Below are 25641 nucleotides of genomic sequence, written 5' to 3'. Positions count from 1 at the left end.
ATTACACAATCCCGGCGCGTTCGAATTGCTTTTTTAGAAGGGAACGTCCAATCAAAGCACCAAGGATGCCCGCGATAAATATGCCTACAAGTAATGGGATCAAACTCCAGTCCGGAATAACCTTCATAAGTGCATCCGCATAGGCCTTTCCGTAACCGCCTTGTGCTAAATTTTGATAATAAGCATCACGGCTAATAACAATAGGAATATAGTTGCCGATCAGCCATATTGAAAAAATACCTTTGCTGAGAATTACTTTTTTTGTACTGGAATAATCCGAGGATTTTAATAACAAATCCGCTAAAAGGCCTGCGATAAGTCCGGTGAAAGGTGCATATACGCCCATTCCCATGACCCCGATTAGCAGCCCAAGCAAAAATCCCATAATGGTTATAAGTCCAAACTTCTTCGTTTTGCTCACAAACAACACATACGGAATACCGTCAATAAGCGGCAGGATGATGCCTAAAAGCGGAATAAATATTGGCATGTAACCCAGCATTGCTACTGCCATGCAAAGAACAAACATAATGGCAGTAAAAATCCCTGTTGTGATCAAATCTTTTGCTTTAATTCCAGATGATTTTTTCATACGATTAACCTCCATTGAGTTAGAAAATGCTAACTTAGCCCATTTGATTAAACCTCGTTAAGGGGATTTCATTCAACCCCGATTAAAATAAAAAGCTCCATTCGGACATTTTATAGAACCTTGATTTCTGAGTCATTTCTGAAGGTTATGCGGATGTCTTCTTTGCTGAATACCGTGATATGATCTACAAGAGCACAGAAGCTCTGTTCGTCGAATGTTTGCAGAAGCCTGTCTTGTTTTTGTAGCTGCTTCAGGCAGAACTTGATATCGGCTTTGGTCGCCTGCATCTTTTTGAGCTTTCCTTCGATCTTCGCTAAGGCCGCTTTTTATCATTGTAGAAGCGTTCCAGGTCTTCGTACTTTGCTTGGTACTCGCTCTGGTCTTGCGGGATGGCAGCATTTTGGCGGATAAGATCTTCGATCATCTTGGCACAGACATCCATCTCACTTTCCAGCTTTGTTTTTTCGCCTTCCAAGGTATGAGTATCACAAACGCCTCCGACAATCTCTTGTAAGCCATTAAGAATCTCATCTTTATTTTCTATGAGCTTGTTAGTCGCAGAAAGGACGGCAGTTTTTAGCTCCTCATCGGTAAGATGCATTCCGTTTTTGCAGGGAGAGTTTTTCTTGCAGTGCTTATTGCATTGCCAAATGACTTGCTTGTATTTGTCTGTGGAATGCCAGACTTTTGAACCGAGCCTTGTTCCGCATTCTCTGCAGTAGACCTTGCCGGAGAATAGTCTCACACCGCTGTGCCTTCCTTTTTCACTTTTGCGCCTCTCCATCTCGCGTTGTACGAGTTCCCAGGCCTCCGGTTCAATGATGGCTTCATGGTTTCCCGTCACATAGTACTGCGGGATTTCACCTTCATTTACCTTGTGCTCTTTGGTGAGAAAGTTTGTGGTGAATGACTTTTGCAAGAGTGCGACGAAAATCGAGAGAGTTTCCGTAAAATAGGATTGACCTTTGAAGAAAAGGCATTCTATGATATTTTTGATTGCTCTTCGTGACCAGCATAATTTTGAATATGGCATTGACAAAGAAGTCAATGGTGTTGTTATAAATGATAAGTGTAAGGAGCTTGCTAGAAAGGTTAAAGAAATCATCGATACTAAGTCTTCATTTGCAGACTGGCTCAACAATCAGAATGTACGGAATCAGTTAAAGCTTGATGTCAAGATTTGTTTGGTTAAGAACGGGTATCCGCCAAGGTATTGTCCTGAAGTCTTTATAAAGGTTATGGAGCAGGTAGAAAATTTTGAGGAGCATGCTGAAACAACCCTAGGAAGTAAGTTTGATTTGTTTGCTAATTCTGCTCCCATGTCGCAATCTATGTTAGTTGAAGAGGATGGTGCTTCATATAGCAAGAAAAATTAAGTAAGGCATTTGAACGCCAATTAGCAAAATAAAAGTATCGGTACCCGAGCATAAGAAAACGACCACACAAATTATTTCTACTCTTGTATGGTCGTCATTTCTTATATCCCCGCTTAAATGCTTTCAGCTGGTTTTCTTTAATCTCTTATTGAAGCCCCTCACTACGAGGGGCTTTTTCGATGCCTGAGACCTTATGCTAAGTGCCCGCGCGAATTTAGTGCTGTTCGGGAGCACTTCCTTGCGCAGCGTCAGCACCAGCGTTCGTGCTAGCAGCAGCGTTCGCCGTATCAGCTGCTTTTTCGTCAGCCGCACCAGCAGCGTCAGCATTCGCACTGGCTGCTTTTTCAGCGGCTTTTTTCTCGTCTGCTTGTTTTGCTGCCAGTTCGATTTGTTCGATAATCGTATCCAGCTTATGATCAACGTCATACTCTTCAACTTTGCCCATATCGCACAGATGCGCAAAAGCCGGATCAAGCGGCAGCGTTGCATACGCAGGAATTTGATAGCGCTTTGCAACGAAGCGACCCTGCGGTTCTCCAAAAATATAGTGCTCTTTGCTGCATTCGTCGCACTTAAAGTACGCCATGTTCTCAACCAGCCCCAGCACCGAAACGTCCATATCGTGTGCTAAGTTCACTGCTTTACCTACAATCATGGCAACAAGCTCTTGAGGTGCAGAAACAGTTACAATACCGTCAATAGGGAAGGTTTGCATAACCGTTAGAAATACATCTGATGTTCCCGGCGGCATATCGACAAACAAATAGTCGAGGTCTTCCCAGTTTGTTTCTTCCCAAAATTGCTTAAGAATACCCGTAATAACAGGGCCACGCCACGCCACCGGAATGTCGTCTTGTGGGAGCATTAAGTTAATAGACATAATTTTGATGCCGCTGTTGCTAAGCGCTGGGTTAATACCATCAGCATCAGCGGATACACGGTTGCTTACTCCAAAGGTTTTTGGAATAGAAGGTCCGGTAATATCAGCATCAAGAATACCAACCTTAAACCCGCGTTTGCGCATTTCACTTGCAAGCAGCGACGTAACAAGCGATTTGCCTACGCCACCTTTTCCTGATACAACACCAACAATATGCGATACATTTTTACGTGCATTTTTCGGCATTTCTATAGGTGCAGTGCGAGATCCGCAGCCTGCGACTCCGCAACTTGAGCAGCCTCCTGAGCCACACCCTTGTTCACTCATAGTGTCCCCTTCTCATAGTAGTGCGATGGCTTTGTGCATCGCAATTTTATTGTACGTCAAGTTTTGCCGAGCGTGAACAAAAATACAAATTGTCGCTTTCTTGTTTTTCGAAAAATGTGCCCGCAGCTTAGTAATTTTGTGCAGGATGTCGTGTAGCACGTAATGCTTACTACTATAGGTATAATGGAAGTGGTAGAACAGATGAAAGGATAGAGTAATGGATAAAACAGTATGCATTACACCCAGCGATATAGATACAGCTCAAGCTGCTTTTTTTGCCGACAAATCGCACATTATAGCCAAGAATGCTGTTTGTGGAAAAGGCGTGCGCGATGTTGCACGCGTGCCTGAACAGGTAGCTAAAAACACCACCGTGTTTGATGTTGAAGTAAAGCAAGGTAAGCGCACAAATCAGAAACGCTCGGGGCGCTGCTGGATGTTCGCATCCTTAAATACCATGCGCATGCGCGTTATGAAAAAATACAAGCTTTCAACGTTTGAACTTTCACAAGCATACCCGTTGTTCTGGGATAAGCTTGAAAAAAGCAACTGGTTCTTCGAGAACATTATCGACACGTGTGAACAGCCAGTAAACAGTCGTGAAGTGTCGTTCTTGTTAACTGACCCTATTTCTGATGGTGGTCAGTGGGATATGTTTAAGGCGCTTGTATCTAAATATGGCGTGTGTCCTAAGGAAGCAATGCCAGAAACAGCCTGTTCAAGCAATACATCTGACCTTGATACCTACCTTACACGTTATCTGCGTTTGTGCGCAAAACAGCTGCGCGATGCGCATGCGCAGGGTTCAACGGTTGAGCACCTTCGCAGCATGAAGAAAACGTATATGCAAAATGTTTATTCGTTGCTGGTAACCTGTTTAGGTCAACCACCTGCGAAGTTCGATGTTCGTTTGCGCGATAAAGACGATAAGCTTGCGCTCAGTGGTACGTTCACGCCGCTTGAATTTTTCAAGGAAGCTGTCGCGCTTAATCTTGACGACTACATTTCGCTTATTTCTGCGCCCACCGCAGACAAGCCATTTAACAGGGTTTATACCGTTTCACGTTTAGGAAATGTTGTTGAAGCGGGTGGTGTTCGCTATATCAACCTTACGCCTCAAGAGCTGAAAGATGCAGCCATTGCCCAGCTGAAAGACAATTTGCCTGTGTGGTTTGGTTGCGATGTGATGCAGTCGTTTTTGCGCGAAGAGGGCATTATGGATTTGGATGCGCTTGATATTGACACGCTGTTCGGCTTTGACATTATGGCTGGTTTCGATAAGGCGGCGCGGCTTGATTATGGTGAGTCGCTGATGACGCACGCTATGGTGCTTGAGGGTGTAAATTTTGACGCTGATGGTAAGCCAAGCTTGTGGAAAGTTGAGAATAGCTGGGGCGATGATCACGGCAAGGACGGTTTTGATACGCTTGCTGATTCATGGTTTGATGAGTACGTGTATCAAGTGGTTGTTGATAAGAAATATCTTCCCGCTGATAAGCGTGCACTTTTTGAAAGCGATACGCCGATTGTGCTTGATCCATGGGATCCTATGGGCTCGCTTGCATAAAGCAGCTAACGTGCGGGAACGCGCTTTCGTGCACCGGCGCGCAAATGAGCGCTGACGTATTGGAACATGCCCCTCGTGCGCGCTTGCGCACATGGGCGCTGACGTGTGCAAATGAAAGCAGCAACGTGTGGGTGCACGCGCGTGTACCCACGTTTCCGTTCCCGTAAACACATGTGCTGCTGCGCGCGTGTAAGTACTGCAAGGTTTTATGCAGAAACGCAGGAGAACCGTGAAAAACAATAGCCTAAAAATCCTCAATAGCCTCAAGAAGGAAAACGATACTGGTGCGTCGTCAAAGCAGGCACCGCACAACAATGCGCTTGATGCGTCAAGCCATAAGCGCTCTGTTGTTGCAACTATCTGCACCATTGCAATATGTCTTTTCCTGTTTTTACCAGGCTTGATGCAGGATCACGAAAAAGCGGTGCAAAGCGCGGCACACCGCACATCTTCCTCGGACATTCCTTCGTTATCGGCAAAAGATTTCGATACGTACGCTTCTTCAACAGCGCAGCAACAACGCAGCGCGCTCTACGATGCTCAACACGTGAACAGCAGCGCCTCAGGTAAGGGAACGGGTAGCTCTGCCGCAAAGGACAATGCAGGAGCGCAGAGCAAGGCAAATTCCAGCGGAGCGGCAGAAGATGCGCACGTGTCGGCAGGGCAGGTTCCCTCCGAGTTTAACCCCCAGCGCGACCGTAACTTCTTTCGCTATCTTGGACACGCTGATATTTCGGCAGCGCTCAACCTTGCACCTGGTGAAATTCGCTATTCTGCACTCGATTCGCTCGGGCGCACAGGCAGCGCTTACGCGCTTCTTACGCATGAAAATTTAGATGTTGGCACACGTCCTCGAGAGAATATATCATCTATTCACCCATCGGGTTGGCATAATAATCAGCGTGTTGAAATTAGTTTTAATGATAAAAATAATACCGTTTATCATGGGTATTTCTATAATCGCTCACACCTTATAGCTCATTTTTTGGGTGGAGACGACAAAGCGTACAATATGGTTACGGGTACGCGTGTACAAAACGTAGGCGATAATCGTGGGTATGGTGGTATGGCGGGTCCAGAAAGTATGGCTCGCTCATATTTTAAGAAAAACCCTGATGGAGCGCTGTATTACCTCGTAACGCCGCTCTATGTGGGCGATGAGTTAGTGCCGCGCAGTGTTATTGTAAATATGCAGTCGGCTGATGGTCATTTAAGTCGCAAGCTTGAAGTGTTTAATGTGGCGCCTGGTTTTACTATCGACTATAAAACGGGCAACTTCTGGAAGAACTAGTAGATAATCAGGAAGAATAGCGCCTGCTGCGCGGCTTGGTTATAATGCCCCTGTTGGTATGGGTGTCAGTCGTTCGCGTGCCAGCTTTTGAGTGCATGCAGTTCCTCGCTTGCAGGGCGTTGCATATTCCCGTTATTGTCACAATCCTTTATTGATCCGCGCTTTCGGCAACCTGCACCTTACCACGTGCGATGTGAAACTGCTTGGTTCAGTTGTTTTCTGTAGACGCAATACACGATAAGAGCCACGGGCAAAAACGCCAACAAGCTCGGATAAAATGCCTGAATAGGCACGAATGCGAATAAGCACCCTCCAAGAATAGGTGCAATTACCATGGCAAGGTCAATTCCAAAATAAAAGGTGGAACTGGCAAGACCTTGTTCTTTCATAGGTGCAAGCATCATGGCGGTTGCTTGATTCACCGAGTAGATAATGCCATAACCAACTGATAAAAGGCCAGCTGACAGTATCATTAATCCAAGGGTATGCACAAACATCATACTGACCAAAAAGGCAATTGTTGCAAAAAGGCACACCCAGAACCATACACCATAACGAACACGGTCAAAGTATTTCTTAAAGAATAAGCGTATAACCAGTAAAATAATTGCATAAAAAATGAAGAACAAGCCTGCTGAAACAGGACTTTCGATATGTTGGAGATACTCTACAAGGTCGGCTTGCGTTGCAAAATAGGGCATCGAAAAGCACAGCATCAGCAAAGTAATGGGGAAGGCGTTTTTTTGGAACACGCGCACGTTTTTGAATGCTTGTGTCCATGAAGCGCGCTTGTTTCGTTTTGCAACAATACCCGCGCCGTCAGCCCCAGCACTTGTGCCTTTACGCGTGGACGTATCTACGCTCTTGCCATCAGCATCTTCATGCTGCGCTGTTCGTTTTGCAACCAGTGGCGCTTCTCCTTTATTCTGAACGCATTGCACCAGAAAAAACACCAGCAACGCTGCAACAGCGCTCAGCACAAAGGTTTCGCGATAGCCAATCACGTTATACAGCGCAATGCCGATTGCGGGCGCAACAGCCATTGCAAGCGCATTCATCAGGCCATACATACCCATCGCTTCGCCAACATGTTCACGCGGCACTACAAAGCTTAGCCATGTTGTCATGCAAACGGTAGCAAGAACAAATCCTACACCGTTCACCAGGCGAAAAAGAAGCAACAGCTGGCTTGTGGGGCTTATGCAATAGCCCACAACGCCGATAAAAATAAGCACGCTGCCAATTACCGACAGGCGATATTTTGAGATGTGGTCAGACAAATTCCCAGCTAACGGGCGTAAAATTAGGGCAATTATGCTCATCGAACCCGTAACGACGCCCGCGAAAACTTCATGCGCGCCAAGCGCCGAAGAATAGCCGTTTATCAGCGGTGTTACCAGCATTGTCGAGAACATGAAAAAAAACGATGCGCCCATCAAACAGAGCGCATCACGTGTGTACAGTTTGCTTGTCATGTAAATGCATTCCTTTATGCGTGTGCGAAGCTTATCCGATTCCTCCCATAACGCATCCAACAATAAGTATAATAAGCACTATGGGGCAAAAAGCGTAACGCGCTAAGTAGAAAAATACAAGCGAAAGCGGACGATTTCTTCCTTTTGAAACTTGTTCGAGAACAATTGGTTTTTTTATAAACCAGAAAAACATAATTGCCGCCAGGAGTGCACCGATAGGGCAGAAGTAAATGGAAAGCACGTCCATCCATTGCGCAACAATCGGACGAATTGCCAAGCCAACAATAATGCCGATAACGCCGATACAGCATACGGCTGTTGTGCGTTTTACGTGCAGTATTTCTTGCAGTGTTGCGATGGGCGCTTCGTATAAGTTGATAAGCGACGTAAATCCACCAAACAGCACAGCAACAAAGAAAATAATTTGGAACAGTGCACCACCTGGCATTCCTGCAAACAGATGAGGAAGGTAGATAAACATAAGTCCAGGTCCGCCGCTTGAGAGCGTTTGACCTGCCGATGCCATTGCCGGAATAATTACAAGCGATGCAATAACCGCAGCTAAGGTGTCAAAAATAGCAACGTATTTTGCCGATTGCGGGATGTTCTCTTTGTCGTCTAAATACGAGCCGTAAATAAGCGTGCCGTTTCCGGCAATTGACAAGCTGAAAAATGCCTGGCCAAGCGCGTATACCCACACAAGCGGGTCAAGCAACCCGCGTGGATCAAGCATAAAAACGTAGCGGTAACCATTGAGCGCGCCTGGGAGCGTAGCTGCATACAGCGCAAGGCCAATAAACATCACGAAAAACAGCGGCATCATAATGAAGTGGATGCGTTCAATGCCGCGCGTAACACCAAGTGCCATAATGGCAATTACGCCTACCATAGCAACTATTTGAAACGGCATATTATCGCCTGCTACCTGGCCAAACGTTGCCGCAAAGCTTTCGACACTGGGCGCGAGCGGTGCAGCAGGAATAAATGATGCGACAGCATACGTAAGAATCCACCCTACAACAATCGAGTAGCCAATTGCCATGCACAGCGATGAAAGAACAGGCACGATTCCTATAATTTTACCTGGTGTCTCCGAACCAAAACGCATTTTTGTGGCACGCGCAAATGCTCCAATAGGCCCCGATTTAGTAAAGCGACCAAAGCTCATTTCGCCAATCACACCTGTTGATGCAATAAGGAGAACAAACAGCAGGTAGGGTATCAAAAACGTTGCTCCGCCATACGCCGAGATGCGCGTTGGGAATAGCCAGATGTTCCCCATGCCAACTGCCGAGCCAATGCACGCGAGAATAAACCCGCGTTTGCTGCTAAAAGTTTCACGGTTTGCCACAAGACTTCCTTACGTTTGACTTACCAAGAACGCCGTATTCCTATAAAATGATAACGGTAATCATACCATGATGAAAGAGAAATGTTACTATGCGTGCAGATGATTCCTTAAGCGCTGAAGAAGTTGCGCAGTATTTGCAAATTGCGAAGAACTCTGTTTATCAAATGGCAAAAGAAGGTGTCATCTCTTCATATCGCATTGGACGCAAGTTGCGCTTTACTTTGTCTGACGTACACGATTATCTTAATTCAACACGGCGTGGGGATGCTGTTCGTGCTGGCCGTGGTGCTATTGCTGGCGTAGACGATGCTGCTGCAGCTCAACAGGGGCATGCAGCTTGTGCATCAAGCGCGTTTGTTCAGAATACTCCCTGGCCTGGCGTATCTTTTTCACACGGCGATACAAACTCTTTGTGCTTAAATCCTGAGATTGCATCTATTAGTAATCATCCTTTGGTACATTCAAGCTATATTGTAGCAAGTGATTTGCGCGCTGCAGATGTGATTGCGGCGCGGTGCAGTGGTGAGGGCTTGCTCACGCAGCGCTATCGGTGCAGCTCATATGCCGCTCTTTCTGCCCTCTATGCAGGCAGCGCTCATATGGCAGTTACTAATTTATTCGACTTGAAAACTAATTCTTATAATGTTGCATATGCATTGCGTCTTGTTCCAGGCATTTCACTTATCATATTTCGCCTGTATAAACGCAAAGTTGGTTTTTTGTATCATCAGCGCTCATCTGGCGCGTTTTTATCATGGGGCAGTTTGTTGAAAGAAAATGTGCGTTTAGCAAATCGAGAGCGTGGTTGCGGTGAACGTATCTTGCTTGACCAGCGACTTCGCTTGCTTGATGCACGGAGTTCAACGATTGAGGGCTATGCACAAGAGCATTTTGGCGAGCAAAGCGTTTCTCATCTTATTGAAGTTGGCGCAAGTGATGTTGCTGTTGCGCGCGAAGCGTTGCATACCAGCGCATCGTGTTTGCGTTTTACACCGTTGCAAGATGAATGGATTGATATGGTAGTTGTAAAAACCGAATATACGCGCCCTCTTATTCGTTTGTTGCGATCACTGATGAGTGATGCAGCGTTTAAAAACGACATGCGCGCGCTTGACGAGGGCAATGTTGATGCGTTGGGCGTTATCTTGTACGAATCATAGTGAAGGCGTGCACGGGGAGTTGGTATGTGTGATGTGGCGCTCGCGGCACGAAGCGTTCAGCAGGGGAATATTGCGAAGATCTGGTATTGCGTTCATGACGTGACGCTGCACGTTCGTGACATGACGCCGCACGTTCGTGACGTGCTGAAACGCGTTCGCGATTGTGGCGTGACACGTGTGATGCAACGCGTTCTTATTGGGTGTGACTTTGATACAAAATAAAAACTCCGCTGAGAACAAGCGCACATCCTACAATGATAAGCAATAAGCCTGGATGTGGGTAAACAAGCAAGGGCAGTCCAACAAGAATAACTATCAAGCCTAAAAATATTTGGATAAGTGCGCGCACTTTCGTAAACAGTACAGCAAGAATGTCGCCGCGTAGCAAGTCGGCTTCACGTTTGCGTTTCCGCTGTTCATGACGTTCAGAAATGCGCTTCATACGTTCGATGAACCCAAGACGTGTTTTGTTACTACCTAAACGTGTTGAGTTTGGTTTTTTTCGGTCAATTTCTGATAGTCGTGTTCTTGACGATGTAACGGGCTCTACATCGATGATGTCGTCCGATTGTGTCATTCACTCATCCTTTTGTTCCCTTATGCGTTTTAGTATAGGGAATACTAAAAAAGGACACGTGACGTTAGAGAATGTTTTTTATTTTTGTTGCTTTTTAGAAACCAAATTGACAAGCTTGTTGCGTAGTTGAGAAATAATTCTACATTAGTGCTTGTGAAACGCATAATAGCATTATTCAATGCACGTTTAGATACCTGTGCTAAAATGTGGTGTTAACTCGGCAGTGGTGTAAGGTGTGGCATGCAGTGTTTGCTTGCACACCACACCGTGTACGCCTACCAGATAGGATGCGCTTATTTTGTTCCAATAACAGCAAGCGCTCCTGTTTCAGGATTTTCGTGAATATCTATTTTGCTAAATCCTGCATTTTTAAACATACTTTTGAAACCAGTTGCATTGTATACTTGCATACCTGGAATTGTTTTTGCAAATTCAATAATTTCAGGGTTTTCACCGTTGGTTTCGTTACAAATAAGCAATTCTCCTGCTGGTTTTAGAACACGGTGAATCTCTTTTAACCCGCTAAGCGCATCACGCCAAAAATAAATTGTTTCAAAGCCCGTTACAATATCAAACGATTCCTTTGCAAAAGGCAAATGTTCTACTTCTGCGTATTGCACACGACATCTGCCCAAGTCGATAGCTTGTGCATTATGCTCACATGACATGCGCACTGCCAAATTAGAATGATCGATGCCATCAACGGTACCACGCGGCATGCCATTGAGCAGGCGTTCTATGTTTGCACCGCCACCGCAGCCCACATCAAGACCAAACATTTTGTAACGAAGATCAATAAACGATAGACCCCATTGTGCCAGCTGTTCATGCGCGCCGCTGTTCATGCGCGTGAGCATCTGTGCTCCGCCTTCACCTTCGGGAAATGCAGGATTGCTTTCAGGTTGTGTTGGCATTGGTTCCTCCTTATCCTTGAATGTTTTAGCTGCATAGTAGCTTTGCTGCAGAGTAGTACAGCACCGAGTGCTCGGTACGACATCGAACGCTCCGTATCGCATAAAACACGCCGCTCTGTTTTGAGCGTCAAACACAGTGCAAATACTATGCTCATTGTACTCTTTTGCCTGTGCACACCAAGTCTAAATAAGAAATTTGCGCGAATGTGCGTGTCGCGCGGCGTAGTTTCTCAGTGAAAATGGTAAAATGCCATTGTTTGTCTTGTGAAAGCTTGCAAGATAGCTATGGCAGCGGCTGTATGCCGCACAGGCATATTTCAAAGAAAGGCGTTGTGCTTATGTCTTCTGACGCGCTCTCAACTATATCTCGGGAAATGCGTATCAACATTCTAAAAAGTATTGCTGCTGCAGGCAGCGGTCATCCTGGTGGCTCGTTGTCGTGCATCGACATTTTATGCGCACTCTATTTTGGCAATGTGATGCGCTACGATGCTAAGAATCCGCATATGCCCACGCGTGATCGCTTTGTACTTTCAAAAGGTCATGCTGCTCCTGCGCTGTATGCAACGCTGGCGCAAGTTGGATATATTCCCGTTGATGAGCTTGTTACCTTGCGTAAACTAGGCTCACGCTTGCAGGGTCATCCCGATTGCAGGCTTGTTCCTGGTGTAGAAGTGTCAACGGGATCGCTTGGTCAGGGCTTGTCTATTTCATGTGGTATGGCTGCTGGTTTCAAGCTTGACGGTACATCTCAAATGGTGTTTACCCTGCTCGGCGATGGCGAATGCCAAGAAGGCCAGGTGTGGGAAGCCGCTATGTTTGCAGCCCATCGCCATCTTGACAATCTTGTTGCTATCATTGATAGAAATGGCTTGCAAATTGATGGTCCAACGGAAAAAGTATGCGATCCAGGCGATGTTGCACGTAAGTTTGAAGCCTTTGGTTGGAAAACGTATGACGTTGACGGTCACGATATATCGGCGCTGGTTGATATTTTGACGCAGGCGCGCGAGCAAAAACAAGGTGTTCCTCAGGCTATTATTGCTCATACCATTAAAGGAAAAGGTGTTTCGTTTATGGAAAATCAAGTAGGATGGCATGGTAAAGCGCCTAATGAGCAGCAGCTTCACGATGCATTGGTAGAACTTGAACAGCAAGCCTAAGGAGACATTATGATACTACGTGCCAACAAGGCTCAATGTGAAGAAAAAAAAGCAACACGTGCGGCATTTGGTGTAACGTTAGCGGCTCTTGCCGATGAAGGCGTAGATGTTGTTGCCGTTGATGCCGATTTGAGCGGCTCAACAACCACAGCAAAGTTTGCAGCGCGCTGCGATGAGTATGCGCGTCGTTTGTTTAATACGGGCATTGCAGAACAAAACATGATTGACGTTGCCGCAGGTCTTTCACTTACTGGCAAAATTGCTTACACAGGTTCGTTTGCTGTGTTTGGCACCGGGCGCGCTTACGATCAAATTCGCAATACGGTTTGTTATAGCAACCTTAATGTTAAAGTGTGTCCAACGCACGCAGGTATTTCAGTTGGGCCTGATGGCGGAAGTCATCAGATGCTTGAAGATATTTCGTTGATGCGTGGTTTGCCCAACATGAAAGTGTTAGTTCCTGCTGATTATAATGCTGCGGTTCAAGCATTGCGTATTGCCGCTGCTACACCAGGGCCGATGTATGTTCGTATGGGACGTGCAAGTGTTAATGCTGTCTATGATGAGCATATGGCATTTGAACTTGGTAAGGCGTATGTGGTTCGGGAAGGCAGCGACGTGACGATTGTTGCGTGTGGAGTAGAAGTAAACGAAGCGCTGAAAGCGGCTGATATGCTGGAGCGCGACGGTATTTCCGCAGAAGTAATCGATGCTTTTTCCATAAAGCCACTTGATGGCGATACCATTGAAGCTTCGGCGCGCAAAACGCGTTTTGTGGTATGTGCAGAAGAACACAGCCTGATAGGAGGCTTATATAGTGCGGTTTCTGAGTGCCTATCAGCGCGTTGTCCTACGCTTATGCGCGGTGTTGGTATGCATGACCATTTTGGAAAATCGGGCGAGTTTAGCGAGTTGCTTTCTTATTTCAAGCTTGATGCAGCCGCTATTGTTGCTGCTGTACAGGATGGACTTGCTACCAAATCATAAAAACGCACATCGTGGGTGTTGTTGCTTTGAGCGCACGATGAATGCATGTTAGACGCACTGCATAGCTACTTGCAGTGCTGTTTTTTTCAATATAAGGTATAATTAAACGAGCTGTAATGCCTTGCAGCAGCGTTGTAGTTGCGGATTTCGCAATTGGTGCTACAAAGGTGGCACGTAAAGTATCAAGAAGAACGGAGTATTCTCTTGGCAGGCATTTCAAATCAGGAACATACAAGGCATGCGAGCGCTCGCCATGCGGGTAGTGCTGCACGCCAAAAAACGGCTCATTTATCGCAGTCGTTGCCCGTTTTGGGCGTTGAAGATATTCCCGAACAAACAGGAACACCCGTCATAACATTTAATCATGTTACAAAAATTTATGCCGCTCAACCCAATAAGCCAGCGCTTGACGATGTGTCGCTTCAGATATATGCTGGGGAATTTGTATTTTTAGTAGGGCATTCAGGGTCGGGTAAAACAACCATGATTCGCTCGCTTATTCGAGAAATTAAACCTACCAAAGGTTCCATTATTATTGCCGATGAAGATCTTGGAACGATGCGTAATTGGCGTGTGCCTTATTTGCGCCGTAACATTGGCTGCGTATTTCAAGATTTTAAGCTTCTGCCAAATAAAACAGTGTTTGAAAATGTCGCATTTGCACTTGAAGTAATTGGCAAAAGTAAACATGTTATCAAAACACAGGTACCTGAAGTGCTGCGCTTGGTTGGTTTGCAGGAAAAACTTCGCAAAATGCCCGATCAGCTTTCAGGTGGAGAACAGCAGCGCGTGTCGATTGCTCGTGCCATTGTTAACCGTCCTCCCTTGCTTATTTGCGATGAGCCAACTGGTAATTTAGATCCACAAACATCTCGTGGCATTATGGATTTGCTTGAACGCATCAATAGAACAGGTACAACAGTGTTAGTAGCAACGCACGACCGCGAAATGGTCGACAATATGCGCCGCCGCGTAATCGCACTCGATCGTGGTCACCTCACGCGCGATCAAGACAGAGGAGTGTATGGTTTTAATGTCTAGTTTCTTTTATTTTTTCAAAGAATCACTGCGAGGTTTTTCGCGTAATTTGTCAACAGCACTTGGCTCTATCGTTACTATCTTCTTATCATTGCTGATAATTGGCGTGTTTTTGGTAGGTGGTGCGATGATTGACCGGGTAGTACGGTCAGTCGAAAGTGAAGTTTCGATAACTGCGTATTTGGGCGATAATGCTTCACAGCACGATATTCAAAAGCTCAAAAGCTCTCTTGCGTCTCAAAGCGGTGTAGCGCACGTTGATTACATTTCTAAAGAAGGCGCACTTGAGAAGTTTCGTGAGATGAATGCCAATTCTGATATTGCTAATCAGCTGGGCGATTCAAACCCGCTTCCCGCATCAATTACTATTTCTTTGTCCGATCCAAAACTTGTTGAAACGATTGCACAACGTTTAGCTGCTGACGATACCTTTAAGAACATTTGTGATGAACCAGCTAATCCGTCTGCATCTATTAATTATGGTCAAAAAACAGTAGAGCGCTTATTTTCTGTTACGTCATACATTCGCTATATTGGCGTAGCGTTGGTAGCGCTGCTTATCTTTATTGCGCTTATCTTCATAAATAACACTATCCGTTTGGCTATTTTGGCGCGCCGTAAGGAAATTTCCATCATGCGCTTGGTGGGTGCTTCGAATGGTTTTATTCGAGGGCCGTTTTTGATGGAAGGTGCCTTGCATGCGCTTATTGGCTCGCTGCTTGCGGTGGTAATCCTTGAAATTATGCGCCGCACGGTTATGCCAGGTATTCAATCGGCGCTTGCATTTTTAGCATTAGATGTTTCCATGAGTGTGTATGCCATGGTGTACGTCGTGCTCGTGCTTGCAGGCTTAATTATCGGTCTTATTGGCTCGAGCTTTGCTATGCGCCGCTATTTGAAGGTATAGTGATAGGGTAGTTCGTGCAGCATAATAAGCAGATCATACGAAAGATGGTAAGTACGCGCCGCCAACATTATTGGAATTTGCGCGTGGTGGGCATCGCTGTAATGTTTCTTGTTGCAATTGGTTTGTTCGTGCTGGGGTTTACCTTGCGCGGCAATGTTGATTTGTTGCAGCATTTGGGCTTTCCAGCAAGCGTTACGGGTGTGAGCGCCTCAAAAGCTGCAAATTCACAACTACAAAGCGACAAGCGTTCGTTAGTGGCAAGTAGACTTTCTGAAGTTGAAACAGTACTTGCTAACGAAAGTCTCGATTCGTACGATATTGATGATGCAACAACAAAGCTGCTCGACGGCTTTGCGAGTGCTGCTAAAGACCCTAATTTACGCTACTATACGGCCGAGCGCTATCGGGCGCTGCTTAATTCAGAAACCCAAGCATTTTCAGGCATCGGTGTGTTGTTTGCTGAAAAAAATGGCAAAGCGTATGCCGTTGATGTTTTTGAGAATTCTCCTGCTCAGCTGAATGATGTGCGCGTTGGCGATGTGGTTGTTGCGCTTGATGGTGATCGTTCCCAAAAATGGTCGCGCGCTGAAGTTATTGCGGCACTTAATCGCGATGAAGGAACATCGATCGTAATAACGTGGCTGCGTCCTGATGCTCAAGGTAAAAACGAAGGTCATGAATTTACCACTACGCTTGTTTGCAAAAAGCAGCAAAGTCCTAATGTGCGTACTGAATTACATAACGACACGGGCTATATAGCATTAACACAACTTACCGCTACATCATCATCACTTGTGCGCAGTGCTATAAGCGAATTAAAAGAACAAGGCGCTAGCGCTTTTGTGCTTGATTTACGCAACAATCCTGGGGGATATTTGTCGCAAGCACTTGATATTATTGGTGCATTTTCTAAAGATGCTGCTGCGTTGCAGATAAAAACACGCTTTTCTACGAATGCGAAATCGGCAACAGGAGCTGCGTTAAGCGATGCACCACTTACTATTATTGTGAACAAAAACACAGCGAGCGCCGCAGAAGTTATTGCGTCGTCCTTGCAGGAAAGCAAACGTTGCATTATTGTTGGTCAAACAAGTATGGGGAAAGGATCTGTACAGATAACACGTGAGTTATCTTTTGGTGGTGCGCTGCGTTATACGGTAGCAGTGTATTTAACGCCTAAGGGTCGTGAAATAGATGGCCGTGGTGTTTCTCCTGATGTAGCGGTTGACAACAATGGTAGCGAAGACTTTCAAAAAAATTATGCACTTGAAACAGCTCATTATCGTACGCAAAGCAAGTAAGTGTTGCAAAGAACGTATTCAGCCACTATGCGAGCATATCAATCAACATCATGTGTGGAAACATCCGTGTTACACAGGAGCGTGAAGGTAGTTGTGCGGCATTGCCCCGCACGTGCAAGAGCGTTGTGTAGGGAAATGCTACCGTGCGTACCGAGATGTGGCAAACCAGAACGTAGCGGACTAAGATGTACCCTAAGGTGATACTATGCGATTTTTAGCGCATTATACTGCGCCTGTGAGTTCCGATGAACGTGAAATTGGGACGTTTGAGTTTGATAGTGAGGCACGCTTGTCTTCGCGTGACAATAAGGCTGATGCGCGTATGGCAATGCTTGAGCTGTTTGGAAAGCGCGCTGTTGCGTGGAACATCGATTCGATTTCTCGTATTGCGCCTAAAAATGAATGTTTAGCTGGGCAGTTAGAGCTTGATTTTCGCCCTAAAAAGAAGAAAAAGCGCAAAGCAAGAAAAGAGTATTGGTAAGCATGAAGCAGACAACGGAAAAACTTATTGCACGCAATAGACGTGCATTTCACGATTACGAAATTCTTGAAACCTACGAAGCTGGCGTTGAGCTTACGGGTACAGAAGTACGCTCGCTTCGTGACAATAATTGTCAGCTTACTGACTGCTTTGCATTGGTGCGTGGCGGGCAAGTGTGGTTGAACAACGTTCATATTCCGCCGTATAAAAATGGCAATTTGAATAACGTTGATCCCGATAGGCGTCGCCGTTTGTTGCTGCATAAGCGTGAAATTCGTATTCTCGAAGAAAAAACGCGCGAGAAAGGTATGGCGCTTGTTCCAGTAAAGTTGTATTTTAAGCATAATGCATTAGTGAAGCTTGAACTTGCTGTTTGTCGAGGGAAAAAGCTTTATGATAAGCGTGCAGCTATGGCAGCACGTGATGCTCAGCGCGAAATTGAGCGTGCACTGAAAGCACGCAGCAGGTAATGCACGTGGTGAAATAATGCACGTGGTGAAACGAGGTAACTATGACGCTTGATGATCAAACGAGCCCCGCAGAAGATGAGCTCTTTGAGCTTGAATTTTCGCCTGAGGACGTTGCCTATTATTTAGTTGACGAACACGATAATGAAATTGGCGTTGCTGTATATGATGCTGATGGTAACACAGTTGAGTATTTCTATGAAGAAGGCAGTGCTCCCACAACTGCGGCACATGAAGCTGTTATTGATCAACACGCTGCAAGCGGAGATGCCGCACATAGCGAATCTGCAGGTCAATCGACTGGCGACACAAACGATAGCACTATTTCCCGTGCAGAGCTAAAGGATACCGCTCAAGATTTGCGCGGCGTTCTTAAAGACGGGAAAGAAACCGTCAGTGAGCTGAAAGAAGCATATGACGACTTAAAAGGCTTACTTGACTTTAAGAATTTGCTGAAGTAGAGTACTTCAATACACTATTTGTACTTTGAAAAGGTAAAACCTATAACCTATGGGGGCGACTGGTTTCGACATGGTAGGTTTGCGGTGAGGAGCAGGTCGTGGTCTCTCGTCCACGTTAAACCCGAGTACCGTCAAATTTAATTGGCAAAACTAATTACTCTGGGCAATATGCCCTTGCTGCTTAATTTATTAGCAGCCGTCAATCGTGGTGTTGTCCCTGCGCTGCGTGCGATGTCATGTTAGGGGAATGCTGTTAGAGTGTGAACGCTGCGCTGTAACAAAAGACTGAGCGTTTAGGAAGAGATCTGTTTGTTAGTGCACAAAGCTCTTCTGAAATTCAAGCACTAACTAAGCTTGTAGAGCCTGACCAATGTCCTAGCATGGACCGGAGTTCGATTCTCCGCGCCTCCACCATTTTCACCTTTTTAATTGCCTTTCTGAACAGGTGTTTTATTCTTCCTTTGTTATCTTTATATTAAAAAATGCGCTAATCGTTACTATTCGTTTATCAGGCGTTATTTGTTGATATGTCAGAATGCCTGATCGCGGTATGTCAGGTTTTGTCAGAAAGCTTGCACAAAACGCATGATCACAAGCACCGTTTTTTTAATCGTTCAAAGTTTGATGTCAGAAATATATCAGGCGTGAAATTAGTACTATTTTTGCACAGTTTACAGCGCTTTTGACCTGCAATAATGCATGTTATTACATAGGTTAGTTGTTTTATATCAGCCGAACGGTGTACCATTATCGCGTGATTTTAACTGGCGTATTGCAATGTAGTTGCCGTATCGAAAAAGCTTACATGAACGAAGCGTAACTGCAAATAGTAATCGCGGTTATCGCAGGGGTCGGCACCCATTACGCAATAGCCGCGATTGACAAGTTCCTAGCTCGCAGGAAGAAAAAATAAGCGAGCAAGGCAAGGGGCTATTAAGCTCCTTGCCACCAGTATACCAAAAAAGAAAGGCTGCCACTACGTTTTTCTTGATGGTGTGCTTTTACCTAACTGTCACAAGCAAACAATGCTTCATTAATCATTACCGTATACTTGATTATTGAACTGATAAAGCGAGGCATAAAAGGAGCTCCTAAGCTTAAGCGCAAGAAAGCAAAGGAGCAGTAAGAACAAAGATGCTGGGGAGTTCGCTCCTTTTTATAGACTTGCTCCAAAATCTTTTATGTTCGGTTTTAGCAGGAATAATTATTGAACTGATAAATCTAGGCATAAAAGGAGCTCCTAAGCTTAAGGGCAAGAAAGCAAAGCAGCGCGAAAGTAACAAAGGTGTTAGGGAATTCGCTCCTCAGCATCTACCCCAAGTATATAGGAGGTATCATTATGGTTCAAGTAGTAAGTATGATTATCACAAGTGCTATTGGCTATCTTATAGCGCATTATATCGTTCAAGCAATCGATAACATGAGAAAGAAGAAATAATGGCAAGTGAAGCACAAAGGCGCGCTAGCGCACGCTATCAGAAGCTTAACGTTAAGTCTTATACGATAGCATTTTATCCAAAGGATAAAGAGCTTCATGAGTGGCTTTGTCAACAGGAAAGCAAAGCAAAATACATTCGTGAACTTATTCGTAAAGACATGGAAGAGCATATGAACAATAATCCAGACGAATAATCCGAAACCCAAAACAATACAACAAGTAAAGTGAGTTCACGCTCGTGTTATATGACGAGTGTTATGCGTAGCTGTCACGCTTTGCAGTGGATTTGTGCCATTCGTGCAGTGAATTTGTTCCATTGATAAGCAACATGGCAGTTATGCAAGCTTTATGAAAAGTATATTGATCAGCTGCGAATATTATGTGCTGCAGCATATTACGCCTACTCTTTTACAGCCAGATAATTGGTACATTAAGCTGAGCAAGGAATGTGACCCGTGCATAATCGCTTGCTCATAGTTATGTTACATTGTGTTTCTTGAATAATTCATGTAATTGAATATTAAAATGAAATTCAAATTCAATTCACTTATCAATTTATGTATACTTACCTTCAACACCGAAGCATCCAGTGCTTAGGATTTGTGTTGAGGAAGGGAATACATAATGAACAGTTTATTAGGCAGTAAAAGAGCGCGATCGATAGCAGCAGCTTGTCGGGTAGTTTTTCTTGCTTGCATCATCGCCTGTGCGTGCGCACTTGTATCATGCAGCACCCCATCTGATCAAAGTAATCAAAAGCAGACATCACCAACAGGCGCTGATGCTGTACACACTTCAAAGCCTGTAGTATATACCAGTTTTTTTCCTGTATACGATCTTACTAAGCGGATTGTAAAGGATAGCTGGGATGTACGCACTATTATCCAAGGCAACCAAGAGCCTCACGATTTTGAACTAAAAACAGCAGATATGGCGCGCCTTACCAAAGCCGATTTAATTATCTATAACGGCGCTGGCATGGAAACGTTTATTCCGCAGCTTAAAGAGAGCATGCACCACGACGAGCGATTTTTAGATCTTTCGCAGGGTTTAACGCTTCTTCAAAACAAAGATGCAAAACCAGGAGACCATTCAAGCGTTAATCCTCATACGTGGCTGAGCATTAAAAACGCACTTGAACAGCTTGATACGCTGTGCAAAAAGTTTTGTGCGCTCGATAGTGCTCATGCCGCGTTTTATCAGGAAAATTACCAGCAAGCACGCGCTGAATTTGAGGAACTTGACAAGCAGTTTGCAGATCAGTTGCGCACCGTGCCAGCTGAAAAGCGATATTTTGTAGCGTCGCACGCTGCATTTAATTATCTTGCACGCGATTACGGGCTTACTCAAGTGGCAGTGACTGGTATTTCTCCTGATAACGAGCCAAGCGCAGCTCAGCTTGCTAAAATTGCCGAATTCGTAAAGGCGCACAACATCACTACGATCTTCTTTGAAGGAAGCGCAACGCCAAAAGTAGCACAAACGCTCGCGCGAACAACGGGTGCCCACACATCAACGCTCTTCACAATGGAGCATTTAAGCGAAGACGATGTGAACGCTGGTTATTTAGAACTGATGAAGCGAAACTTGCATGCTTTAATGGAATCGTTTGTGTAAAGGAAGCGCAATGATTAAAGCTTCTTTATTACCCAGCAATCTATTGAAAAGTGCACTGCAAGCAGATTTTCTGCAAGCTAAGTGCGCTTATTTCAGTGGAACAGTGGATGCACGCACAAGCAAGCAGTCGTGCTGTTCAAAGGCCGATACGTATACGCTTCATGCATCGCGTGATGAAGTGCTTGCGATGGACGATGTGTCCTTTTCCTATGCGGCGCAATCGGGTGGCGACACGCGCGCTATTTTGCAGGGTGCACATCTTTGCATTCATCGTGGGAATTTCGTAGCGCTGATGGGTGCAAACGGAGCCGGCAAAACAACGCTGCTTGCATTAGTGCTTGGATTGTTAACACCGCAGCAAGGCACAATCAGGCTTTTTGGTGAAACGGGAGCGTCGATCCAGCAGCGCAGCCGCATTTCCTATGTATCGCAAAGCAATTTTCAAGCGTATCGCATATTTCCTACGACAGTAGAGGAGGTTATTCATAAGCATTGTTCGTATTTGAAGAAAACGCGCTTGTTTGGTTTTGGTGAACAGGTATTTCAGCGAGCAAGTTCGCTGCTTGATGAATTTCAGTTGAATGCTGTGGTGAAATCGACGCTGCGAGAGTTGTCGGGTGGACAATTACAGCGTTTAGCATTATTGCTTGCTTTGTTGAAAAATCCGCAATTTTTGGTACTTGACGAGCCAACGTCAGGTATCGACGCTCAGTCAAGTGCTGTGATTATGAAACATTTGTCTCGTTGTTGTTCAGACGGTATGGCTGTGCTTATCGTAACGCACCATGTAGATGAGGTGCGCGCGTATGCAACTCAGCTGTATCGTATTGAAAATATGCACATTAAGCAGCTTACTCAGAATAATCTGCCCGAACAGGATACCTTGCTTCAAAAAGATGCCTTGCTTCAAAAAGATGGCGATATTGAACAGGATCGGTTAGCAGAAAAGATTTCACCAGCAGAAAAGATTTCGCCAGCTGATCAGATTTCGCCAGCAGAGCAGATTAAACAGGACAAACAGGTAGATTGTAAAAAGCGGGTGGCGCGCCATGTTTGAGTTTGAGTTTATGCAACGCGCTTTTATTGTTGGAAGTATCCTAGCTATTTTGTTGCCTCTGGTGGGACTTCCCGTAACACTCAAGCGCCTTTCTCAAATGGGTGATACGCTTGCTCACGCATCACTTGCAGGTGTTGCTGCGGGATTATGCTTTGGGTTTCATCCGTTGCTGGGCTCGGTAATCGCTTGTATTATTGGTGTTTTAAGCGTGCAGGCAATAAGCGATAAATTACCAGCCTACCAGGAGATTTCTACGGTTGTTGTGTTAGCGTTTGCAATTGGCTGTGCTGGTATTTTTACAGGATTTGCAGGAAACGGCGCGCAGGTAACATCATTTCTGTTTGGTTCGATTGTCACTATTTCCGATACCGAGTTTTACCTCGTGATTGTTATATCAGCACTCGTTTGCATCGCATATCGCATTATCGCTACTCGTTTGTATTTAGCAACATTTGATAGCGTTGCAGCTCAATTTCTTGGTATTAATGAGCGCGTATTAGCGTTTGTATTTTCACTGCTTGTTGCGGCGTCTATTTCGCTTGCAGCAAAAACTATCGGATCGCTTATTGTGTCCTCGTTGCTTGTTATTCCAACACTGTGCGCTATGCAATTGTTTCGCACGTATCGAAGTGTTTTGCTCGGTGGAATAGCATTTTCGCTTGCCTTTGTGTACTGCGGTTTATGCATTTCATATTATGGAAATTTAAAGCCTGGCTCGGTAATTGTATTGCTCGCTGTTGTTGTATTAGTTATTACGCTTGTTTTGAAAAGGAAATTATCATGAAACACACGAATATGAACCATATGAATATGAAACGTACGACGAAAATGACGTCATTTGCTGCTGGCGCGCTGTGCGCTTGCGTTCTTATAACGCTTCCTGCGTGTAGCATACTACCTCATCAAGCAGACATGTCTAACGTTGCAGGTAATTTGTCTGCAGCGGAGCTGTCAAATGTCTATGCATCAAAGGGCGCGCTTTCTTATAATACTGAGGCATTTCAGGATAAAACAAGTGCTTATGCTGCTGATACGAGCACGACGGTATTGCTTGATGCTGAAAAAGTGGCATCAAGTGAAATTGTAAAAATAATAAAACACGGAGATCACTGGCATGTATTTACCAAAGACGGACGTGAAATTATTACGTATTCCGACCCAACAAAGGCAACACAAGCAAGTGATTTGTCGAATACTGCTTCGGTAGTATCACGTGCTACATTGCAAAATATGGCAGTTCATGTAGTGAAAATTCTTAAACACGGCGACCACTATCATATATTTACGAATACAGGAAAAGAATTTATCACCTACGCCAATCCATCGGCTTTATATCCACATATTCCCATTGGAACGTATACTGGAAGCCATGGCAGCGTGCAAGCTGACTACAATACAGCTGATCAGGGTTTTGCTGCTGATACACCGAGCGAAAGCGAGCTGAATTCCCCCGATGGCATGCCATCTGCGCAAGCAGATCTCAAAGACGCATCGTCTGCAGCACAACAAGGAGCACACTCAAATGACGCAAGTAATGCTAACAACCCTTTGGGTTTATCGTTTGTGCGTGTGGTAAAGCTTTCTGAATTAGCGCAGATGCCCATTACAAAAATATTACAGCATGCTGATCACTATCATTGTTATACAGCCGCAGGTGAGGAAGTGATTACGTATGATAATCCTCAGGCGATATTTCCAGGGATACGTATCGGTACGTATGTTGGTTCGCACCATTCATCAGCGGGAACGGGAACACATTCGCCTCTTGGTGATGAACATTCTACTCCACAAAGCGTTCCTGGCACGACCAACAGCTCATCTGATACACCGAACACTCCGCAGGAAAATGGTTCGTCAACTGGAGATAGTCAAGGAACATTTCCTCATGCAGCCGCTGATGAAAACGAAGTCGTTAAAATTTTAAGGCATGAAGATCACTGGCATATTTATTATAAAAACGGCGAAGAGCGTGTAACATTTACTGACCCCAGCGCATTATATCCTCATATAAAAATTGGCGAATACTTAGGCACGCATACACAACCACTGAAACCTCTTAATAATGATGAAGTATTTACCTACGATTCAGTAGAAGCAAAAAATATTGTTCCTCTCGATAAAATGCCCTGGGAAGATTGTAAATATATGCGCTTTTTTGACAAAGACCAACAAACATTTTACGTCTATCATCTTGCAGGAGAGCGACATGCGCACAGTCATGCAATTCGTGATATTATCCAGTTTGCTAAGTCGTATCCATCCGACTTTCACGGATTTAGTGCACGTGATGTTGTTGCAACGTTGAAGTATCGCGTCGAACATGCTGATACGTGGACGCTTCCTGCCGATTACGAGTATGAATACCATGCGTTGGTAAACAATCAGGCTACACAAAGACACATTACGCACATCTTTAAAGAAATCGGTGACTTACAAGGTTTTTATGTTGCGTACTATGATACAGGAGCACCTGCTGTACTCACAACGCTTCCTCAAGATACGCACGTTAAGCCTGTTCAGGTTGCTGCAGTGTCAGAAAAGTCCTCTGATGCTATAAAAGACGAAGTATGTAAACAATATGGCATTACGTCTGATCAGTTTGATACTCTTAAGTTGGAGCTCCCTCCTTGTTCATTGCAAGGCATGTGCTTTAATAATGATGGTACTATTGAAGTACATGGAAAATCATATAACATGAAAGAAAAGTTAGACCATTTCAAACGAGAAAATAAGCGCACAGCTGAAACAAATAACAACGCTGAGCCAATAAGCCAAGCAGAACATAAGGCTTCACCTGCGCCTGAGATTGCACCACCAAATGAGTCACCAGTTGAACATGAAGCTACAGCCGTACGCGAAGCTGTATCCAAAGTGGCGCATGAGGCTACGACTGCATCTGTATCCAAAGTGACGCATGGGCGTGCTACTGACGCTGTGCTAAGGTAGCACATGATGTAAGGGCTGCAGTACCGTCCAATCTTGAACAAGAGAGCGCGCCTATACAAGGGTGTAAACAGCTTTGTAAATTGGTTGATACCCTAGCAGTAAAAACCGATTCTTTGGAATGAATAACGAGGCTATACCTATACGTTTGTAACACGATGGTTTATGTTGAAGTACTTACAAGCATGTGCTGTGGTATATAATACTTTTGTACGGTAGAGCACGAAGCTATGTAAGTAGAGGTCATGCATATATGGGGCTGTTCGGCAAA

At 45.0% G+C, this 25641-nt stretch carries 26 protein-coding genes and 1 other RNA gene; 19 read left to right on the top strand and 8 right to left on the bottom strand.

Going from position 1 to position 25641, the window contains the following annotated elements:
• Position 1: 1 nt before the first annotated feature.
• The 3 genes from HMPREF3190_RS01320 to HMPREF3190_RS01315 form a co-directional block, all read right to left on the bottom strand.
• Positions 2-592: an MptD family putative ECF transporter S component gene (locus HMPREF3190_RS01320; protein ID WP_082715061.1), complete on the bottom strand. Its 591-nt coding sequence runs from the start codon at positions 590-592 to the stop codon at positions 2-4.
• 110 nt (positions 593-702) lie between these two features.
• A complete protein-coding gene (locus HMPREF3190_RS07525) occupies positions 703-879 on the bottom strand; it encodes a hypothetical protein (protein WP_449675963.1) in 177 nt (58 codons plus the stop codon).
• Between the two features lie 26 nt (positions 880-905).
• Entirely contained in the window at positions 906-1625 is a 720-nt protein-coding gene (locus HMPREF3190_RS01315; protein WP_449675961.1) for a recombinase zinc beta ribbon domain-containing protein, read from the bottom strand.
• On the opposite strand from HMPREF3190_RS01315, the gene HMPREF3190_RS01310 reads away from it, so the two are divergent.
• On the top strand, positions 1576-1968 hold the full coding sequence (locus HMPREF3190_RS01310; RefSeq protein WP_066779567.1) for a type I restriction enzyme endonuclease domain-containing protein: 393 nt from the start codon (positions 1576-1578) through the stop codon (positions 1966-1968). The genes HMPREF3190_RS01315 and HMPREF3190_RS01310 overlap by 50 nt on opposite strands.
• Before the next feature lie 214 nt (positions 1969-2182).
• Here the strand turns inward: HMPREF3190_RS01310 and HMPREF3190_RS01305 are convergent, their stop codons facing one another.
• Positions 2183-3175, bottom strand: coding sequence for a P-loop NTPase (locus tag HMPREF3190_RS01305; RefSeq protein WP_082715059.1), 993 nt, complete (start codon positions 3173-3175; stop codon positions 2183-2185).
• Between the two features lie 217 nt (positions 3176-3392).
• Between HMPREF3190_RS01305 and HMPREF3190_RS01300 the strand changes: the two genes are divergently transcribed.
• Positions 3393-4742, top strand: coding sequence for a C1 family peptidase (locus tag HMPREF3190_RS01300; protein WP_066779565.1), 1350 nt, complete (start codon positions 3393-3395; stop codon positions 4740-4742).
• 229 nt (positions 4743-4971) lie between these two features.
• Complete coding sequence (locus HMPREF3190_RS01290) at positions 4972-6033, top strand: DNA/RNA non-specific endonuclease (protein WP_066779560.1); 1062 nt, start codon at positions 4972-4974, stop codon at positions 6031-6033.
• Between the two features lie 179 nt (positions 6034-6212).
• Here the strand turns inward: HMPREF3190_RS01290 and HMPREF3190_RS01285 are convergent, their stop codons facing one another.
• Positions 6213-7508, bottom strand: coding sequence for an MFS transporter (locus HMPREF3190_RS01285; protein WP_066779549.1), 1296 nt, complete (start codon positions 7506-7508; stop codon positions 6213-6215).
• Positions 7509-7539: 31 nt separating this feature from the next.
• Positions 7540-8859 (bottom strand): sodium-dependent transporter, encoded by a 1320-nt coding sequence (locus tag HMPREF3190_RS01280; RefSeq protein ID WP_066779547.1) that lies wholly within the window; start codon positions 8857-8859, stop codon positions 7540-7542.
• An 89-nt stretch (positions 8860-8948) separates the two neighbouring features.
• On the opposite strand from HMPREF3190_RS01280, the gene HMPREF3190_RS01275 reads away from it, so the two are divergent.
• On the top strand, positions 8949-10019 hold the full coding sequence (locus HMPREF3190_RS01275; protein ID WP_066779543.1) for a helix-turn-helix transcriptional regulator: 1071 nt from the start codon (positions 8949-8951) through the stop codon (positions 10017-10019).
• 24 nt (positions 10020-10043) lie between these two features.
• Positions 10044-10241, top strand: a complete 198-nt coding sequence (locus HMPREF3190_RS01270; protein ID WP_066779541.1) for a hypothetical protein — start codon at positions 10044-10046, stop codon at positions 10239-10241.
• On the opposite strand, the gene HMPREF3190_RS01265 is transcribed toward HMPREF3190_RS01270, so the two are convergent.
• A complete protein-coding gene (locus HMPREF3190_RS01265) occupies positions 10213-10596 on the bottom strand; it encodes a hypothetical protein (RefSeq protein WP_066779538.1) in 384 nt (127 codons plus the stop codon). The two genes, HMPREF3190_RS01270 and HMPREF3190_RS01265, sit on opposite strands and share 29 nt — an antisense overlap.
• 293 nt (positions 10597-10889) lie before the next feature.
• Entirely contained in the window at positions 10890-11510 is a 621-nt protein-coding gene (locus HMPREF3190_RS01260; RefSeq protein WP_066779535.1) for a class I SAM-dependent methyltransferase, read from the bottom strand.
• A 338-nt stretch (positions 11511-11848) separates the two neighbouring features.
• On the opposite strand from HMPREF3190_RS01260, the gene HMPREF3190_RS01255 reads away from it, so the two are divergent.
• The 14 genes from HMPREF3190_RS01255 (at position 11849) to HMPREF3190_RS01185 (ending at position 25373) form a co-directional block, all read left to right on the top strand.
• Positions 11849-12673, top strand: coding sequence for a transketolase (locus tag HMPREF3190_RS01255; protein WP_066779779.1), 825 nt, complete (start codon positions 11849-11851; stop codon positions 12671-12673).
• Positions 12674-12682: 9 nt separating this feature from the next.
• Entirely contained in the window at positions 12683-13660 is a 978-nt protein-coding gene (locus tag HMPREF3190_RS01250) for a transketolase family protein (protein WP_066779533.1), read from the top strand.
• A 204-nt stretch (positions 13661-13864) separates the two neighbouring features.
• Entirely contained in the window at positions 13865-14701 is an 837-nt protein-coding gene (gene ftsE, locus HMPREF3190_RS01240; RefSeq protein ID WP_066779528.1) for a cell division ATP-binding protein FtsE, read from the top strand.
• Positions 14694-15605, top strand: coding sequence for a permease-like cell division protein FtsX (gene ftsX, locus HMPREF3190_RS01235; RefSeq protein ID WP_066779525.1), 912 nt, complete (start codon positions 14694-14696; stop codon positions 15603-15605). Before ftsE ends, ftsX begins: the two co-directional genes overlap by 8 nt.
• A gap of 44 nt (positions 15606-15649) precedes the next feature.
• Positions 15650-16906, top strand: coding sequence for a S41 family peptidase (locus HMPREF3190_RS01230; RefSeq protein WP_449674213.1), 1257 nt, complete (start codon positions 15650-15652; stop codon positions 16904-16906).
• 205 nt (positions 16907-17111) lie between these two features.
• On the top strand, positions 17112-17387 hold the full coding sequence (locus HMPREF3190_RS01225) for a hypothetical protein (RefSeq protein WP_066779518.1): 276 nt from the start codon (positions 17112-17114) through the stop codon (positions 17385-17387).
• 2 nt (positions 17388-17389) lie between these two features.
• The gene (gene smpB / locus HMPREF3190_RS01220) at positions 17390-17857 is read left to right on the top strand and encodes an SsrA-binding protein SmpB (protein WP_066779516.1); all 468 of its coding nucleotides are present in this window, start codon (positions 17390-17392) and stop codon (positions 17855-17857) included.
• A gap of 41 nt (positions 17858-17898) precedes the next feature.
• Positions 17899-18315, top strand: coding sequence for a hypothetical protein (locus HMPREF3190_RS01215; RefSeq protein ID WP_066779513.1), 417 nt, complete (start codon positions 17899-17901; stop codon positions 18313-18315).
• Between the two features lie 51 nt (positions 18316-18366).
• Positions 18367-18729: a transfer-messenger RNA gene (gene ssrA / locus HMPREF3190_RS01210) on the top strand.
• Positions 18730-19752: 1023 nt separating this feature from the next.
• The gene (locus tag HMPREF3190_RS01205; protein WP_066779510.1) at positions 19753-19947 is read left to right on the top strand and encodes a hypothetical protein; all 195 of its coding nucleotides are present in this window, start codon (positions 19753-19755) and stop codon (positions 19945-19947) included.
• Positions 19948-20377: 430 nt separating this feature from the next.
• Positions 20378-21370, top strand: coding sequence for a metal ABC transporter solute-binding protein, Zn/Mn family (locus HMPREF3190_RS01200; RefSeq protein WP_066779507.1), 993 nt, complete (start codon positions 20378-20380; stop codon positions 21368-21370).
• A 10-nt stretch (positions 21371-21380) separates the two neighbouring features.
• On the top strand, positions 21381-22427 hold the full coding sequence (locus tag HMPREF3190_RS01195; protein WP_066779504.1) for an ATP-binding cassette domain-containing protein: 1047 nt from the start codon (positions 21381-21383) through the stop codon (positions 22425-22427).
• A complete protein-coding gene (locus tag HMPREF3190_RS01190) occupies positions 22420-23211 on the top strand; it encodes a metal ABC transporter permease (RefSeq protein WP_066779500.1) in 792 nt (263 codons plus the stop codon). Before HMPREF3190_RS01195 ends, HMPREF3190_RS01190 begins: the two co-directional genes overlap by 8 nt.
• Positions 23208-25373 (top strand): hypothetical protein, encoded by a 2166-nt coding sequence (locus HMPREF3190_RS01185; protein ID WP_066779497.1) that lies wholly within the window; start codon positions 23208-23210, stop codon positions 25371-25373. Before HMPREF3190_RS01190 ends, HMPREF3190_RS01185 begins: the two co-directional genes overlap by 4 nt.
• Positions 25374-25641: the final 268 nt, after the last annotated feature.

Source organism: Umbribacter vaginalis (assembly GCA_001552935.1).
GTDB classification, from domain to species: domain Bacteria; phylum Actinomycetota; class Coriobacteriia; order Coriobacteriales; family Eggerthellaceae; genus Berryella; species Berryella vaginalis.
The sequence above is the reverse complement of the archived record's forward strand: the minus strand, read 5'-3'. Positions and strand labels throughout refer to the sequence as shown.

What these genes read in the sequence shown, in the direction of transcription:
- HMPREF3190_RS01225 (WP_066779518.1), top strand. Translation starts at nt 17,112, where the DNA reads ATGCGATTTTTAGCGCATTATACTGCGCCTGTGAGTTCCGATGAACGT.
- HMPREF3190_RS01270 (WP_066779541.1), top strand. Translation starts at nt 10,044, where the DNA reads ATGTGTGATGTGGCGCTCGCGGCACGAAGCGTTCAGCAGGGGAATATT.
- HMPREF3190_RS01275 (WP_066779543.1), top strand. Translation starts at nt 8,949, where the DNA reads ATGCGTGCAGATGATTCCTTAAGCGCTGAAGAAGTTGCGCAGTATTTG.
- HMPREF3190_RS01250 (WP_066779533.1), top strand. Translation starts at nt 12,683, where the DNA reads ATGATACTACGTGCCAACAAGGCTCAATGTGAAGAAAAAAAAGCAACA.
- HMPREF3190_RS01195 (WP_066779504.1), top strand. Translation starts at nt 21,381, where the DNA reads ATGATTAAAGCTTCTTTATTACCCAGCAATCTATTGAAAAGTGCACTG.
- HMPREF3190_RS01215 (WP_066779513.1), top strand. Translation starts at nt 17,899, where the DNA reads ATGACGCTTGATGATCAAACGAGCCCCGCAGAAGATGAGCTCTTTGAG.
- HMPREF3190_RS01260 (WP_066779535.1), bottom strand. Translation starts at nt 11,510, where the DNA reads ATGCCAACACAACCTGAAAGCAATCCTGCATTTCCCGAAGGTGAAGGC.
- HMPREF3190_RS01285 (WP_066779549.1), bottom strand. Translation starts at nt 7,508, where the DNA reads ATGACAAGCAAACTGTACACACGTGATGCGCTCTGTTTGATGGGCGCA.
- HMPREF3190_RS01315 (WP_449675961.1), bottom strand. Translation starts at nt 1,625, where the DNA reads ATGCCATATTCAAAATTATGCTGGTCACGAAGAGCAATCAAAAATATC.
- HMPREF3190_RS01190 (WP_066779500.1), top strand. Translation starts at nt 22,420, where the DNA reads ATGTTTGAGTTTGAGTTTATGCAACGCGCTTTTATTGTTGGAAGTATC.
- ftsX (WP_066779525.1), top strand. Translation starts at nt 14,694, where the DNA reads ATGTCTAGTTTCTTTTATTTTTTCAAAGAATCACTGCGAGGTTTTTCG.
- HMPREF3190_RS01200 (WP_066779507.1), top strand. Translation starts at nt 20,378, where the DNA reads ATGAACAGTTTATTAGGCAGTAAAAGAGCGCGATCGATAGCAGCAGCT.
- HMPREF3190_RS01300 (WP_066779565.1), top strand. Translation starts at nt 3,393, where the DNA reads ATGGATAAAACAGTATGCATTACACCCAGCGATATAGATACAGCTCAA.
- HMPREF3190_RS01265 (WP_066779538.1), bottom strand. Translation starts at nt 10,596, where the DNA reads ATGACACAATCGGACGACATCATCGATGTAGAGCCCGTTACATCGTCA.
- HMPREF3190_RS01310 (WP_066779567.1), top strand. Translation starts at nt 1,576, where the DNA reads ATGATATTTTTGATTGCTCTTCGTGACCAGCATAATTTTGAATATGGC.
- HMPREF3190_RS01205 (WP_066779510.1), top strand. Translation starts at nt 19,753, where the DNA reads ATGGCAAGTGAAGCACAAAGGCGCGCTAGCGCACGCTATCAGAAGCTT.
- HMPREF3190_RS01255 (WP_066779779.1), top strand. Translation starts at nt 11,849, where the DNA reads ATGTCTTCTGACGCGCTCTCAACTATATCTCGGGAAATGCGTATCAAC.
- HMPREF3190_RS01185 (WP_066779497.1), top strand. Translation starts at nt 23,208, where the DNA reads ATGAAACACACGAATATGAACCATATGAATATGAAACGTACGACGAAA.
- HMPREF3190_RS01305 (WP_082715059.1), bottom strand. Translation starts at nt 3,175, where the DNA reads ATGAGTGAACAAGGGTGTGGCTCAGGAGGCTGCTCAAGTTGCGGAGTC.
- HMPREF3190_RS07525 (WP_449675963.1), bottom strand. Translation starts at nt 879, where the DNA reads ATGCAGGCGACCAAAGCCGATATCAAGTTCTGCCTGAAGCAGCTACAA.
- smpB (WP_066779516.1), top strand. Translation starts at nt 17,390, where the DNA reads ATGAAGCAGACAACGGAAAAACTTATTGCACGCAATAGACGTGCATTT.
- HMPREF3190_RS01320 (WP_082715061.1), bottom strand. Translation starts at nt 592, where the DNA reads ATGAAAAAATCATCTGGAATTAAAGCAAAAGATTTGATCACAACAGGG.
- HMPREF3190_RS01230 (WP_449674213.1), top strand. Translation starts at nt 15,650, where the DNA reads ATGGTAAGTACGCGCCGCCAACATTATTGGAATTTGCGCGTGGTGGGC.